Source organism: Endozoicomonas sp., assembly GCF_965196975.1.
In the GTDB taxonomy this organism is placed as follows: Bacteria; Pseudomonadota; Gammaproteobacteria; order Pseudomonadales; family Endozoicomonadaceae; genus Endozoicomonas.
This window is the reverse complement of record NZ_OZ239981.1, coordinates 978,994-991,788: the sequence shown is the minus strand read 5'-3', so window position 1 is coordinate 991,788 and position 12,795 is coordinate 978,994. Positions and strand designations below refer to the sequence as shown.

Here is a 12,795-nt window from a genome sequence, read left to right as displayed (position 1 = left end):
TAATTCAATAATTCAATGGACAGGTTTAACTTAGATTCAAATTTCGTTCCTGATTTTTCCTATCTTCAGGAGTTAGAAGAAGCATCTTTTGACCCATCTGTGGCTTTTGGTTCACAGCCGTGTATGTCTGGTTTTTCTGTGCAGACTCTTGAACCTCCTTCACCCGCTTATGTTAGTCAACCTGATGCAGTCCAAAATAATGCTTACTCTGTTAATCCATTGAATCAATATGTTGTTGGACCTTCTACATTAGATAGTAATTTTATTTCAGGTGATAATTTAGCTGATATTCCACTTGATGGGCTAGATAGGTATTCAGGTCCAAATGAAACATCATCAGATGAGTTAAGATATACGGAACTGAATGCACCTACCGATATATCCTCCCCTCCTCAAGATGAGTCCTGTGGAAAAACATCTGTTAATTTTTCTCAGTCATCATCGCGGCCAGTTGCTATAATTAGTCCGTTAAATACAGGCATTCAGCAGCAAGTTACAAATGCAACTGCTGAAATTGAAAGACATGAATCAATTGTCATTAGTGAACCCCTGACCATCACGCCCGGAGAGGCTTCCCAGAAGGCTTACGCACAGTCCGAGAAACGGAAGGCTTCCAAACAAGCTTGGGCACAGTCCGAGAAAGGGAAGGCTTATCAGAAGGCTTACGCACAGTCCGAGAAACGGAAGGCTTACCAGAAGGCTTACGCACAGTCCGAGAAACGGAAGGCTTCCAAACAAGCTTGGGCACAGTCCGAGAAAGGGAAGGCTTCCAAACAAGCTTGGGCACAGTCCGAGAAAGGGAAGGCTTCCAAACAAGCTTGGGCACAGTCCGAGAAAGGGAAGGCTTACGCACAGTCCGAGAAACGGAAGGCTTCCAAACAAGCTTGGGCACAGTCCGAGAAAGGGAAGGCTTACGCACAGTCCGAGAAACGGAAGGCTTACGCACAGTCCGAGAAACGGAAGGCTTCCAAACAAGCTTGGGCACAGTCCGAGAAAGGGAAGGCTTACGCACAGTCCGAGAAACGGAAGGCTTACCAGAAGGCTTACGCACAGTCCGAGAAACGGAAGGCTTCCAAACAAGCTTGGGCACAGTCCGAGAAAGGGAAGGCTTCCAAACAAGCTTGGGCACAGTCCGAGAAACGGAAGGCTTACCAGAAGGCTTACTATGAAGTTTTGAAGAATACCGGTGATAGAGAACAAGCACGAATCGCTGGTAAGCAAGCTACTGCCCTTATAAAAGAATCAAATATAGCTAAGAATAATGAGGTTGGATCAACATCCATTTCTCCCCCCCCCCCCCCCGCTTTTCAGTCTTAAAACTGAAGGAATATTTACAGTCCCGATCGAACCCTCACCCTGAGTGAACGGTCAACAAGCGAAGGGTCAGAAGGTATTGATCGCTGTCATCTGGATAGGCGAACGGCATAACCTGCTGCGCCTCTACAGGAGCACCGTTAGACCGATCAAAGATAACGGAGAACTGGCGACTATCCGGGAGCGTTAGAGTCATGGTTTTATTGGCCGCTTTGGAGAGTGCAAACAGGTTCTTAACGGTCAGCCGGGATACCCAACCGGCCTCGCCGCTTCCAGATAGCTCGATTGGCCTTCCATAATTGAATTGCCCTTCCTGCACCAGCAAAGCACCGGTCAGGCTCCGCTCTGTATTCTGCTCGACGGGGTTCCATTCAAACTCATTGATCCAGAGAAGATCGTCCGGGAGGGTAATGGTGTCCAGTTGCATCAGACCGTCCTCATGCCTGCATTTTTCAGGGCTTCCAGCAGTTTGGTTTCATCCGTTGAATCAATGCCGATATTGACTGCACCGCCGGGATATTCGAGCCGGATAATTTTTTGTGGAGCCGGTTGTGTAGTTCGGATGGTTGGTGCCGATTTACTCACCTGGCTCTCTTGGAGGGTTTGGGCTTTTTCATTGTTGGCCTGCCGGATACGTTCGTTGTAAATCTGCTCACTGATCCGCAGGGCAGAGGTGATATTCTTGATCGCCTCCTGATCCCCTTTGGCAATAGCCTCGGCCTGCTGTGCCTTCAGATCGTCACGCTGCGTTTGATAACGGCGTTGCTCAATATCCGACTGCCTGCCCTGTAATTCATCCAGTTCATCTTGCAGACTGTTGAGGGTATTTCGGGAGCTCACCCCAAGGCTGGCCATGTTTTGCTCTGCCGAGCGAATGGCACTGTTTAGGCGGTCTAAATCCTGATTGTTCAGGAGGTTCATCGTATCAGCGGCTCGCTCGCCCTGACGGAGAAAGCGTCTAGCGATATAGTCACCCTGCTCATAACTCTCTAACAGTTCTTCGAGGGCGATCTTCTGCTCTAAATACTGACTTTTGACATAGGCAGCATTTTTCGCAGTCTCATTCATCCAGCTACTTATGCCGGTTACATCGAAGGTATAAGAGTGCTGTAGCTTGTTGAGTTCTTCTCGGGTTTCTTCCAGCTGACTTTTCAGTTCGGCAATGCTGCTGATCGCCTGCTCGGTGTTGACGTTACCCACGCCATTCATCGCCACAAAGGTATCGTGCGCAGCACCACTCATGCCCTGTAGTTCTTCGGCCAGAGTGTTGTAATGACCAGCCATGACTCCGGCAATGGAAGCGGTGTCTTCAAGAGCTGCGGTTTGTTGCTCGCCAGCCTCGGTGACTTTATCAATACTCTGGCTTGCGTCTTCCGCCTCTTTTTTCAGTTGCGCCAGCTTCTGGCGACTGGCCTCCAGTGCCTGGGTATATTCTTCCTGAGAGAGTGTTCCGGCAGAAAAGGCTTCGGCCAGTGCTACGCCAAGGCTGGCTAATTCGGTGCGGGTTTCAGCCCCGTTGATTTGGTTGATAGCATCGGCTGCATCGGTAAACGCCGCTTTGGTGGTTGCTGCTGCCTGCTCTGCGGTTTTGCCAGTCTGCTCAACGTCTGCCCGGTAACGCTCCTGTTCTTCTCGTACCTGATCCCAGGTCACCTTGCTTTCACGACGAATGTCTTTTTGTGCCTGTTCATGCTTTTTCGAAAGGGCTTCGTAAATACCCACCAATGCGTCTTTGGCGGCATTGGCATCTTCACCGGTTTGTTTGGCAAACTCTTTACCAAGAGAACGCAGGTACTCCGTCGTTGCCTGCATCTCTTTGGCAATGGAGTCAGCTCCCACAACCTCCGCCAGCTTTCCCCATCCGAAGATGATTTCTCCGATGGTATAGAGAAATGCGGTCGCAAAACCTTTCACCGCCAGCGTAAAACTGTTGAAAAAGAAAGTGACGGTATTGCCAGTTACCGTAAAGGTGGTTTTCAGCTTATCCATCACCGTGGTGAGGGTGGCAAAGCTGGTTTCTACCTTTGAAACAAACCCGTCAAAAGAAAGGCCAGACAGCGCCGATTGAATGGCCTCGCCCATGGCAATAAAAGCATCGCTGATCTTTTTCGCGAGAGCCTGCAAGCGACCGTCCTGATTCATCGCCTCTATTTTCAGGGTGATCGACCCGAGCAAATTCTTGGTGTACTCCAGAGCACCACTGTCCGCAATATCGAGGGACAGTGAAAGCGTTTTAGGTAATACGCCGCGCTGGACATAGGTTCGGCTCTGGTTGCCGGTAATATGCACAAAACGGCAGCTGACCGAACGGGTAGTATCAGCAGTGGCCACCATCGTTTTGCCGGTATAGCCACCGTATTGATCCAATAGTGGGCTTTCCACCCTGGCACTCGGCACCAGTGGCGCATAAACGCTCTCGGCCTTAACCGTTAAGTCGCCAGCGGTCACATTGGCACTCAATGGCTGAATACCATAATAACGGGAGGTGTCGGCGATCTGTGTGCCATAAATGGTGCTGGTTTCTCCCTCCGGTTCTCCGGGAACTGGCTGCGCTCCGACAAAGGTGGTTATTAGCGGCGCACTGATCTCCATTTCTACCTTGCGCCGGTTAAAGTCCACATACTCTGTACCGTTGTGATAGGTAAACGTAACCACCGAATGATCAACGGCAGTAATACGGATAAACTGGCTGGTTAAGCCATCGGGAGTGGTGAGCTTATAGACCTCGCCAATTTCAGGCACCGCCCATTCCTCACGCTGATAGCCGACAATGGCACGCTGGCCTTCCAGCTGATCGCCGACCAATTCCCATGATGCTTTGATACCGGGAACCACATAACTTTCTATTCTGTCTCTGGCATCCAAACGCTCATCGGTCTGACTGTCGGTATTGAACAGCAACACCGAGACATTCTTATCCTTGGGAGGCTCGGTCAGGATCAAATGACTGCCGAGATAAATGTCATTGTTATCGGTGCTGATCCCGATAAACGCCTTACGCAGGGCAACATCACCAATGGTTCGGTCGATCCGGGAAATATCCTGAAAGAGATTATTGACGTTGCCATCAATGACCTCGTTACCAGTTACCCGACCGCCACCGTCTTCCTCATCGGTGAGGCGCTGGCTTTCGAAGAGTTTTACATCGCTATTAGTAATAGCCATAGCAAATCCTTATGCTTGGTTGACATAAATAGTGAATGAGTTGTGAAGGGAGGAACTTTTATAAGAAAGCGTGGTCTTAAGCTGTAATTCAATAATTCAATAATTCAATAATTCAATAATTCAATGGACAGGTTTAACTTAGATTCAAATTTCGTTCCTGATTTTTCCTATCTTCAGGAGTTAGAAGAAGCATCTTTTGACCCATCTGTGGCTTTTGGTTCACAGCCGTGTATGTCTGGTTTTTCTGTGCAGACTCTTGAACCTCCTTCACCCGCTTATGTTAGTCAACCTGATGCAGTCCAAAATAATGCTTACTCTGTTAATCCATTGAATCAATATGTTGTTGGACCTTCTACATTAGATAGTAATTTTATTTCAGGTGATAATTTAGCTGATATTCCACTTGATGGGCTAGATAGGTATTCAGGTCCAAATGAAACATCATCAGATGAGTTAAGATATACGGAACTGAATGCACCTACCGATATATCCTCCCCTCCTCAAGATGAGTCCTGTGGAAAAACATCTGTTAATTTTTCTCAGTCATCATCGCGGCCAGTTGCTATAATTAGTCCGTTAAATACAGGCATTCAGCAGCAAGTTACAAATGCAACTGCTGAAATTGAAAGACATGAATCAATTGTCATTAGTGAACCCCTGACCATCACGCCCGGAGAGGCTTCCCAGAAGGCTTACGCACAGTCCGAGAAACGGAAGGCTTCCAAACAAGCTTGGGCACAGTCCGAGAAAGGGAAGGCTTACCAGAAGGCTTACGCACAGTCCGAGAAACGGAAGGCTTACCAGAAGGCTTACGCACAGTCCGAGAAACGGAAGGCTTCCAAACAAGCTTGGGCACAGTCCGAGAAAGGGAAGGCTTACGCACAGTCCGAGAAACGGAAGGCTTACCAGAAGGCTTACGCACAGTCCGAGAAACGGAAGGCTTACCATAAGGCTTACGCACAGTCCGAGAAACGGAAGGCTTACCAGAAGGCTTACGCACAGTCCGAGAAACGGAAGGCTTACCAGAAGGCTTACGCACAGTCCGAGAAACGGAAGGCTTCCAAACAAGCTTGGGCACAGTCCGAGAAACGGAAGGCTTCCAAACAAGCTTGGGCACAGTCCGAGAAAGGGAAGGCTTACGCACAGTCCGAGAAACGGAAGGCTTCCAAACAAGCTTGGGCACAGTCCGAGAAAGGGAAGGCTTACGCACAGTCCGAGAAACGGAAGGCTTACCATAAGGCTTACGCACAGTCCGAGAAAGGGAAGGCTTCCAAACAAGCTTGGGCACAGTCCGAGAAACGGAAGGCTTACCAGAAGGCTTACTATGAAGTTTTGAAGAATACCGGTGATAGAGAACAAGCACGAATCGCTGGTAAGCAAGCTACTGCCCTTATAAAAGAATCAAATATAGCTAAGAATAATGAGGTTGGATCAACATCCATTTCTCCCCCCCCCCCCCCCGCTTTTCAGTCTTAAAACTGAAGGAATATTTACAGTCCCGATCGAACCCTCACCCTGAGTGAACGGTCAACAAGCGAAGGGTCAGAAGGTATTGATCGCTGTCATCTGGATAGGCGAACGGCATAACCTGCTGCGCCTCTACAGGAGCACCGTTAGACCGATCAAAGATAACGGAGAACTGGCGACTATCCGGGAGCGTTAGAGTCATGGTTTTATTGGCCGCTTTGGAGAGTGCAAACAGGTTCTTAACGGTCAGCCGGGATACCCAACCGGCCTCGCCGCTTCCAGATAGCTCGATTGGCCTTCCATAATTGAATTGCCCTTCCTGCACCAGCAAAGCACCGGTCAGGCTCCGCTCTGTATTCTGCTCGACGGGGTTCCATTCAAACTCATTGATCCAGAGAAGATCGTCCGGGAGGGTAATGGTGTCCAGTTGCATCAGACCGTCCTCATGCCTGCATTTTTCAGGGCTTCCAGCAGTTTGGTTTCATCCGTTGAATCAATGCCGATATTGACTGCACCGCCGGGATATTCGAGCCGGATAATTTTTTGTGGAGCCGGTTGTGTAGTTCGGATGGTTGGTGCCGATTTACTCACCTGGCTCTCTTGGAGGGTTTGGGCTTTTTCATTGTTGGCCTGCCGGATACGTTCGTTGTAAATCTGCTCACTGATCCGCAGGGCAGAGGTGATATTCTTGATCGCCTCCTGATCCCCTTTGGCAATAGCCTCGGCCTGCTGTGCCTTCAGATCGTCACGCTGCGTTTGATAACGGCGTTGCTCAATATCCGACTGCCTGCCCTGTAATTCATCCAGTTCATCTTGCAGACTGTTGAGGGTATTTCGGGAGCTCACCCCAAGGCTGGCCATGTTTTGCTCTGCCGAGCGAATGGCACTGTTTAGGCGGTCTAAATCCTGATTGTTCAGGAGGTTCATCGTATCAGCGGCTCGCTCGCCCTGACGGAGAAAGCGTCTAGCGATATAGTCACCCTGCTCATAACTCTCTAACAGTTCTTCGAGGGCGATCTTCTGCTCTAAATACTGACTTTTGACATAGGCAGCATTTTTCGCAGTCTCATTCATCCAGCTACTTATGCCGGTTACATCGAAGGTATAAGAGTGCTGTAGCTTGTTGAGTTCTTCTCGGGTTTCTTCCAGCTGACTTTTCAGTTCGGCAATGCTGCTGATCGCCTGCTCGGTGTTGACGTTACCCACGCCATTCATCGCCACAAAGGTATCGTGCGCAGCACCACTCATGCCCTGTAGTTCTTCGGCCAGAGTGTTGTAATGACCAGCCATGACTCCGGCAATGGAAGCGGTGTCTTCAAGAGCTGCGGTTTGTTGCTCGCCAGCCTCGGTGACTTTATCAATACTCTGGCTTGCGTCTTCCGCCTCTTTTTTCAGTTGCGCCAGCTTCTGGCGACTGGCCTCCAGTGCCTGGGTATATTCTTCCTGAGAGAGTGTTCCGGCAGAAAAGGCTTCGGCCAGTGCTACGCCAAGGCTGGCTAATTCGGTGCGGGTTTCAGCCCCGTTGATTTGGTTGATAGCATCGGCTGCATCGGTAAACGCCGCTTTGGTGGTTGCTGCTGCCTGCTCTGCGGTTTTGCCAGTCTGCTCAACGTCTGCCCGGTAACGCTCCTGTTCTTCTCGTACCTGATCCCAGGTCACCTTGCTTTCACGACGAATGTCTTTTTGTGCCTGTTCATGCTTTTTCGAAAGGGCTTCGTAAATACCCACCAATGCGTCTTTGGCGGCATTGGCATCTTCACCGGTTTGTTTGGCAAACTCTTTACCAAGAGAACGCAGGTACTCCGTCGTTGCCTGCATCTCTTTGGCAATGGAGTCAGCTCCCACAACCTCCGCCAGCTTTCCCCATCCGAAGATGATTTCTCCGATGGTATAGAGAAATGCGGTCGCAAAACCTTTCACCGCCAGCGTAAAACTGTTGAAAAAGAAAGTGACGGTATTGCCAGTTACCGTAAAGGTGGTTTTCAGCTTATCCATCACCGTGGTGAGGGTGGCAAAGCTGGTTTCTACCTTTGAAACAAACCCGTCAAAGGAAAGGCCTGACAGCGCCGATTGTATGGCCTCACCCATGGCAATAAAGGCATCGCTGATCTTTTTCGCTAAAGTCTGAAGGCGACCGTCCTGATTCATCGCCTCTATTTTCAGGGCGATCGACCCGAGCAAGTTCTTGGTGTATTCCAGAGCACCACTGTCGGCAATTTCAGCCAGGAACTGCTGCCAGCTGTCTTTCAGGTTGCTGACATAACCGGACAGCAAGCTCATATTCTTGGTCGCTGCGCCTTCAGCACTTTTGCCTATTTCGGCAATCAGCAAGGCGATGGTATCTCGCCCCAACTTCCCGGCAGACGACAGCTTCTGCAACTCCTGCACGTTTTTGCCGGTGGCCTTTTCCAGTAATTCCCACACCGGAACGCCACGCTCGACCAGCTGTAAAATTTCCTCTCCCTGAAGTTTCTGTTTTGCCCAAGCCTGACCGACGGCCAGTGTGATGCCATTCAGCCGCTCCATCCCGCCGCCCAGCTTGGAAGCCTGATCGACAATGGCCTGCATAGACCCATCCATGGGATCGAGACCAAAAGCTTTCAGCCGGACAAATGCTTCAGAGACCTCCTCCAGCTGGAATGGCGTGTTGCGGGTAAAGTCCTTAATCCAGGCCAGCGCCCGTTCACCTTCCGCCATGGAGCCCATAATGGCTTCCAGCTGAACACGCAGGCGCTCAAACTTATCGCCGGTGGTCAGGATGGACTCAATGCCACGTTTGATGGTGTACAGGCCTGCCCCTGCTGCGACCAAGCCAGTAAATCGTCTGGATAAACGACCAAGACTGCCAGAGGCTCGCTCCGCATCCCTGGAGATATTTTTCAATCCGGAATTTCTGAAACTCTTTGATGCTTCTTTGACCCGAGTGTTGGCTTTCTGGAAAGCCGCTGACGTTTCCCGAAGTTCCTGTGCAACTCGTTCCTGCTGTTGGGCAAGCTGGCGATTGGAAAGTCCCGTCTGGCTCAGACTTTTTCGCAACTCAGCCAGCTTCTGTCGCTGTGCATGGTAAGACTGGTTAGCTGACACCACCGCTTTACGGGCAGACTCCAGCCTGCGCTGTAGAGTCTTTGTGGGTTTCTCTGCCTGCTGATATTCCCGGGCCAACCGTTCAACCTTCGTCTCGGCTTCGCGAAAAGCCCGACCAGCCTGACGAACAGTAGACGTCTGCTTTTGGAAAGACGACAGCAACCGTTGTTGTTCTTCCAGTTCAGTGAGTTGACTCTTGAGGGATTGGGCTTCCCCTCGCAGGGATTCCAGAGAGGCGGCAGACTGCTTAACCGGACGTGACAGGGTATCCCGCGCTTTCAGCACCAACCGAAGCGCGGTTTCTTTGATGGAGGGCATAGGAAACTCGGCGGGTTATTGGGCCAGATCCAGCTGCATAAACGGACTCAGGCCCTGGCCGGTGATGGTAGGATCCGACAGCACATCCAGCTGCAAGGGAATGTTGGCAAAGTCATCGGAGATAAAGCCGAGATTCTGCACCGGTGAGAACTTGACCCGATGCACCCGGATATTAAACGGCAGCCCTTCCTGGGCATCGTTCAGGCCTTCCATAAAGAGCACAAACTCCCGACCGGACTCCACCAGTGCCTGAACCATATTGGCGGGTAGTGGTGTATAGCTAACCTTGATCCCCAGGTTATCAATACCACCACCGTCAATAACCTTGATGCCTGACTGAGTCAGTTCATAATCATCACCAGCAACGAGCGTAGTATCCAGGCTGTCTTTGACCGTGATGGACTGATTAAGGTCCGGTAGCCGTTTAAACGGAATCAGTTCATCCGCTACGCCATGGCTAACCAATGGTTCGTCAGTAATTGCAGTCGTGCTTGCCTGGTTGACCGTCCCCCGCAGCGCCAGGGAAATATTGCTGGCCGTAAAGTCATGAGCCACCACACTGGCGGTAATGCCCGACACCCGACTGATCACATTACGGTTACCACCGCCACCCAGGTAGTTTTTCAGCTCCTTGCGATCCTCTTCAAAACTGAAGGTAAACTCGCTGACATTGCCAATGGGCAGTAGTGGCGCTGATTGATCATGGGGTTGGATATGAATACTGCCAGCACCGATAAAGCTACGATCCACCGTGGACATAGGATGCTCCTGCATTTGATTGATTGTTGAATGGGAGGTCAGAGAATGACGTCAATGATCAGCTGAATGTCTGCAAAAGAGAGTTGACCGGGATTGGGGGCAATATCAAACTGGGTCTCACTGAGCTGAGTACTTCGGGCCTCAGGAACCCATCGCTCACCGGTAGTAAATAACGCCCTGATTGAGCGGGTCAGATCCATCAGGGCATAGGTACTCTCTTCATTGGTTTTGATGACAACGCTGATATTCAGATTCATCTGCATCTTGACCCGACGCCCCTGCCGCTCCTGCTCCTGGAGTGATTCCAACTGAACCAGAATGGCAGGCTTGGGTAGTTCCTCATCCAGACCCAGGGCGGTGTAACCCAATAAAACGGTAGGAGTGACTTCAGTCAGACGATAAACCAGTGCCTCAACAATTCTGGTTTCAGGACTCGATGTTGAAGGCATAGTTCAGTTCCTGCTCCATCAGTGTTGCGAATCGCTCCAGAAGCACCGACTCCAGCTTTTGTAATACGGCACTGGCCGAATCCCAGATACCTACTTCTTTCTTTTCCAGTGGCAGACCCATCCACATGATTCGACCCGATTTTTTGGAACGCTGGAATTTATGCTGCCAGGTGTCTTTCCGCTCAAACACCATGGAGTGAGTGGCGTTGACGGGGCGCATCAAAAAGGCACCTTCCCAAAAACGACGACCGGTTCGGACACCGTTTCTGGTCTGGATGGGTTTACCCAGATAATGCGCCGGAATATCGAGAGCGCCAATCCAGATAACCAGACTGTAATTCTGCCCTGCCCGATCTCCTGGTTTATACAGTGAAACCCGCACACGACCCAAAGACTTCAGCACCTTTTGGGTTATATTCTGTCTTCTGGCCAACTCCCGTAATAGTCGCCGTTCGGCAAATCGGGAGAGCTTGCGTAGTGAGCGAGCGATGGCTTTACTGACTTTTTCCGGCGCATGGTGAAATTGGTCAATCAACTCATCAACGGTGCTGTCCAGTTCAAGATCAAGCTTCATGGAGTCGCCACCAGACCATTTGGCCATCGTCTTTCAGTTTGCGATCAATGATCCATTGCTGGTCGGCTGTCTGGATGTCGTCACCCCGTTGAAGTTTCAGATCCGCAGGCAGACTAATCACGGTGACCGTTTGCAAAACCGAATCAAACTGCCCGACAGGCACCAGCTCTCTGGAAATGATACCTCGGGTTTCTGTCAGCAAAGACTCTCCCCGAAATACCATCACCGGCTGACCAAAGGTAGCCAGCACCTGCCGGTTCAGTTCACTCAGTTCATCTTGCATTGAATCACCGCCCGGGGCTTCAGGCAGATCGGCAGCGGGTTGGACTGAGTGTGCAGCTGGACACCTTTGTCGAAGTCGAGGATTTTCTGTTTGGCGTACCTCGGCAAGCCAATGGTGTTCACCGTTTCGATAAAGTCTGCCGGTGCAAACCAGGTGCGGAAGATACCGGTGCCCTCCGGAATCACATACGCTTCATCAGCCTTGATAAAGGGAATATTGCCCACCTGCCCCCGGTACTCTTCCCAATCAATGTCGCCGAAGCGGAACCCGGATTTGGGGTCATTGCGCAGCAAGGCACTGTCCTGGTAACGGTGGTAGGCATCTTTGACATAGTCGTGGCCAACCAGGGCATCATAAAAGTCCGCACCGCAGAACGCCCGGAGCCCTGAATAAGGTTGAGCACCCAGGGCCTGATCCACTTTCCGGCGGAGTTTGACACACTGAATGCGAACGTCAGTGGCAGCATCGCTGAACTTGAAGGTATGCGTCTGTTGGCTGACACCAAACTCCTGGAACAGGTCATAGATGACTGAGCTGCCATCGGCATCGAGAATCTGACCTTTGATGGCTCCCAGCCGCAAATGCTCCAGGGTCACCTCATGGTTAGCATTCATTTCTGATAGCCGCTGATTGACTACCGTTCTCACCCCTTCCAGAGAACTCTCAGAGCCAAAGGCCCGAACATTACGCACCTCATCCGCCACAATGGTGGAGTCGTAAGGGATATGAGGGATGACAAAACTGCGCACCTTCCGCTTACCACCCTTCGCTTGAGGTGCTGGCGCTCCCCGCTCCGAGGTAGGCAACAGGATCAACTCTCCGTTACGGGACTCCACCATGGCGGTGGTGGTATTGATCCCACTTTCGGTAAAGAGCCCAAGCTCACCAATGCGCCCCGGTTTGTAGGGCAGATCGTTTAACGTGGCCGTCAGGCTGGTCAGACTGAAGGCATCGTCATTAAAAATATCCAGCAGGCTCATGCGCGCTCTCCCTGTCGTAAAATAATATCCAGTGAAGCCAGCTCTTCGGTGGCCGTGACTTGTTGCTCTGCAGTGATGCCATCCGGCCAGACCAACAGGTCCTGGTGCACCTCTGCCAGTCGGGCGATGATGACCGCTTCTCCACCGGTTGCATCGGTAGTGATATGATCCCAGAGCACACCGGCAGCCATCTGCAATCCAGTGTCTGCCGCCGGGTCCAATGGTCCATAAACTGCGGTGGCCGTGTTTTTGCCCAACACAGTGCCGGGCAGCAGTGTCAGATTCGCCGCCAGTTTAACCTTCTCCCGGCTGATGCTGTTGTTTCCTTCGGACACGATAAATTCGCCAGTGTGCACCGGCTCTGTCATGACAGGCATGGTTTCAGTTCCTTTGAGGTTAGAG

The 12,795-nt window shown here is 51.1% G+C and carries 12 protein-coding genes; 2 read left to right on the top strand and 10 right to left on the bottom strand.

Annotated features, from left to right (window positions below; translation table 11 throughout):
- Nucleotides 1–15 precede the first annotated feature (15 nt).
- A complete protein-coding gene (locus ACOCLE_RS04455; protein ID WP_419535682.1) occupies nt 16–1,317 on the top strand; it encodes a hypothetical protein in 1,302 nt (433 codons plus the stop codon).
- A gap of 34 nt (nt 1,318–1,351) precedes the next feature.
- On the opposite strand, the gene ACOCLE_RS04450 is transcribed toward ACOCLE_RS04455, so the two are convergent.
- A complete protein-coding gene (locus ACOCLE_RS04450) occupies nt 1,352–1,741 on the bottom strand; it encodes a hypothetical protein (protein WP_419535679.1) in 390 nt (129 codons plus the stop codon).
- Complete coding sequence (locus ACOCLE_RS04445; protein WP_419535681.1) at nt 1,741–4,479, bottom strand: hypothetical protein; 2,739 nt, start codon at nt 4,477–4,479, stop codon at nt 1,741–1,743. The genes ACOCLE_RS04450 and ACOCLE_RS04445 overlap by 1 nt, the downstream gene beginning before the upstream one ends.
- Before the next feature lie 231 nt (nt 4,480–4,710).
- On the opposite strand from ACOCLE_RS04445, the gene ACOCLE_RS04440 reads away from it, so the two are divergent.
- A complete protein-coding gene (locus ACOCLE_RS04440) occupies nt 4,711–5,955 on the top strand; it encodes a hypothetical protein (protein WP_419535680.1) in 1,245 nt (414 codons plus the stop codon).
- A gap of 34 nt (nt 5,956–5,989) precedes the next feature.
- On the opposite strand, the gene ACOCLE_RS04435 is transcribed toward ACOCLE_RS04440, so the two are convergent.
- Genes ACOCLE_RS04435 through ACOCLE_RS04400 form a run of 8 tightly spaced genes read right to left on the bottom strand, consistent with a single transcriptional unit; the run spans nt 5,990 to nt 12,770 of the window.
- Entirely contained in the window at nt 5,990–6,379 is a 390-nt protein-coding gene (locus tag ACOCLE_RS04435) for a hypothetical protein (RefSeq protein WP_419535679.1), read from the bottom strand.
- Nucleotides 6,379–9,348, bottom strand: coding sequence for a tape measure protein (locus tag ACOCLE_RS04430; RefSeq protein WP_419535678.1), 2,970 nt, complete (start codon nt 9,346–9,348; stop codon nt 6,379–6,381). Before ACOCLE_RS04430 ends, ACOCLE_RS04435 begins: the two co-directional genes overlap by 1 nt.
- Nucleotides 9,349–9,363: 15 nt before the next feature.
- Nucleotides 9,364–10,122: a hypothetical protein gene (locus tag ACOCLE_RS04425; protein ID WP_419535677.1), complete on the bottom strand. Its 759-nt coding sequence runs from the start codon at nt 10,120–10,122 to the stop codon at nt 9,364–9,366.
- 23 nt (nt 10,123–10,145) lie between these two features.
- Complete coding sequence (locus ACOCLE_RS04420) at nt 10,146–10,556, bottom strand: hypothetical protein (protein ID WP_419535676.1); 411 nt, start codon at nt 10,554–10,556, stop codon at nt 10,146–10,148.
- Nucleotides 10,534–11,130 (bottom strand): hypothetical protein, encoded by a 597-nt coding sequence (locus tag ACOCLE_RS04415; protein WP_419535675.1) that lies wholly within the window; start codon nt 11,128–11,130, stop codon nt 10,534–10,536. Before ACOCLE_RS04415 ends, ACOCLE_RS04420 begins: the two co-directional genes overlap by 23 nt.
- Nucleotides 11,120–11,413: a hypothetical protein gene (locus tag ACOCLE_RS04410; RefSeq protein WP_419535674.1), complete on the bottom strand. Its 294-nt coding sequence runs from the start codon at nt 11,411–11,413 to the stop codon at nt 11,120–11,122. Before ACOCLE_RS04410 ends, ACOCLE_RS04415 begins: the two co-directional genes overlap by 11 nt.
- The gene (locus ACOCLE_RS04405) at nt 11,398–12,393 is read right to left on the bottom strand and encodes a major capsid protein (RefSeq protein ID WP_419535673.1); all 996 of its coding nucleotides are present in this window, start codon (nt 12,391–12,393) and stop codon (nt 11,398–11,400) included. The genes ACOCLE_RS04410 and ACOCLE_RS04405 overlap by 16 nt, the downstream gene beginning before the upstream one ends.
- Nucleotides 12,390–12,770, bottom strand: a complete 381-nt coding sequence (locus ACOCLE_RS04400) for a head decoration protein (RefSeq protein ID WP_419535672.1) — start codon at nt 12,768–12,770, stop codon at nt 12,390–12,392. The genes ACOCLE_RS04405 and ACOCLE_RS04400 overlap by 4 nt, the downstream gene beginning before the upstream one ends.
- Nucleotides 12,771–12,795: the final 25 nt, after the last annotated feature.

Coding starts and splice junctions, on each gene's coding strand:
- ACOCLE_RS04455 (WP_419535682.1), top strand. CDS start 16: ATGGACAGGTTTAACTTAGATTCAAATTTCGTTCCTGATTTTTCCTAT.
- ACOCLE_RS04450 (WP_419535679.1), bottom strand. CDS start 1,741: ATGCAACTGGACACCATTACCCTCCCGGACGATCTTCTCTGGATCAAT.
- ACOCLE_RS04445 (WP_419535681.1), bottom strand. CDS start 4,479: ATGGCTATTACTAATAGCGATGTAAAACTCTTCGAAAGCCAGCGCCTC.
- ACOCLE_RS04440 (WP_419535680.1), top strand. CDS start 4,711: ATGTCTGGTTTTTCTGTGCAGACTCTTGAACCTCCTTCACCCGCTTAT.
- ACOCLE_RS04435 (WP_419535679.1), bottom strand. CDS start 6,379: ATGCAACTGGACACCATTACCCTCCCGGACGATCTTCTCTGGATCAAT.
- ACOCLE_RS04430 (WP_419535678.1), bottom strand. CDS start 9,348: ATGCCCTCCATCAAAGAAACCGCGCTTCGGTTGGTGCTGAAAGCGCGG.
- ACOCLE_RS04425 (WP_419535677.1), bottom strand. CDS start 10,122: ATGCAGGAGCATCCTATGTCCACGGTGGATCGTAGCTTTATCGGTGCT.
- ACOCLE_RS04420 (WP_419535676.1), bottom strand. CDS start 10,556: ATGCCTTCAACATCGAGTCCTGAAACCAGAATTGTTGAGGCACTGGTT.
- ACOCLE_RS04415 (WP_419535675.1), bottom strand. CDS start 11,130: ATGAAGCTTGATCTTGAACTGGACAGCACCGTTGATGAGTTGATTGAC.
- ACOCLE_RS04410 (WP_419535674.1), bottom strand. CDS start 11,413: ATGCAAGATGAACTGAGTGAACTGAACCGGCAGGTGCTGGCTACCTTT.
- ACOCLE_RS04405 (WP_419535673.1), bottom strand. CDS start 12,393: ATGAGCCTGCTGGATATTTTTAATGACGATGCCTTCAGTCTGACCAGC.
- ACOCLE_RS04400 (WP_419535672.1), bottom strand. CDS start 12,770: ATGCCTGTCATGACAGAGCCGGTGCACACTGGCGAATTTATCGTGTCC.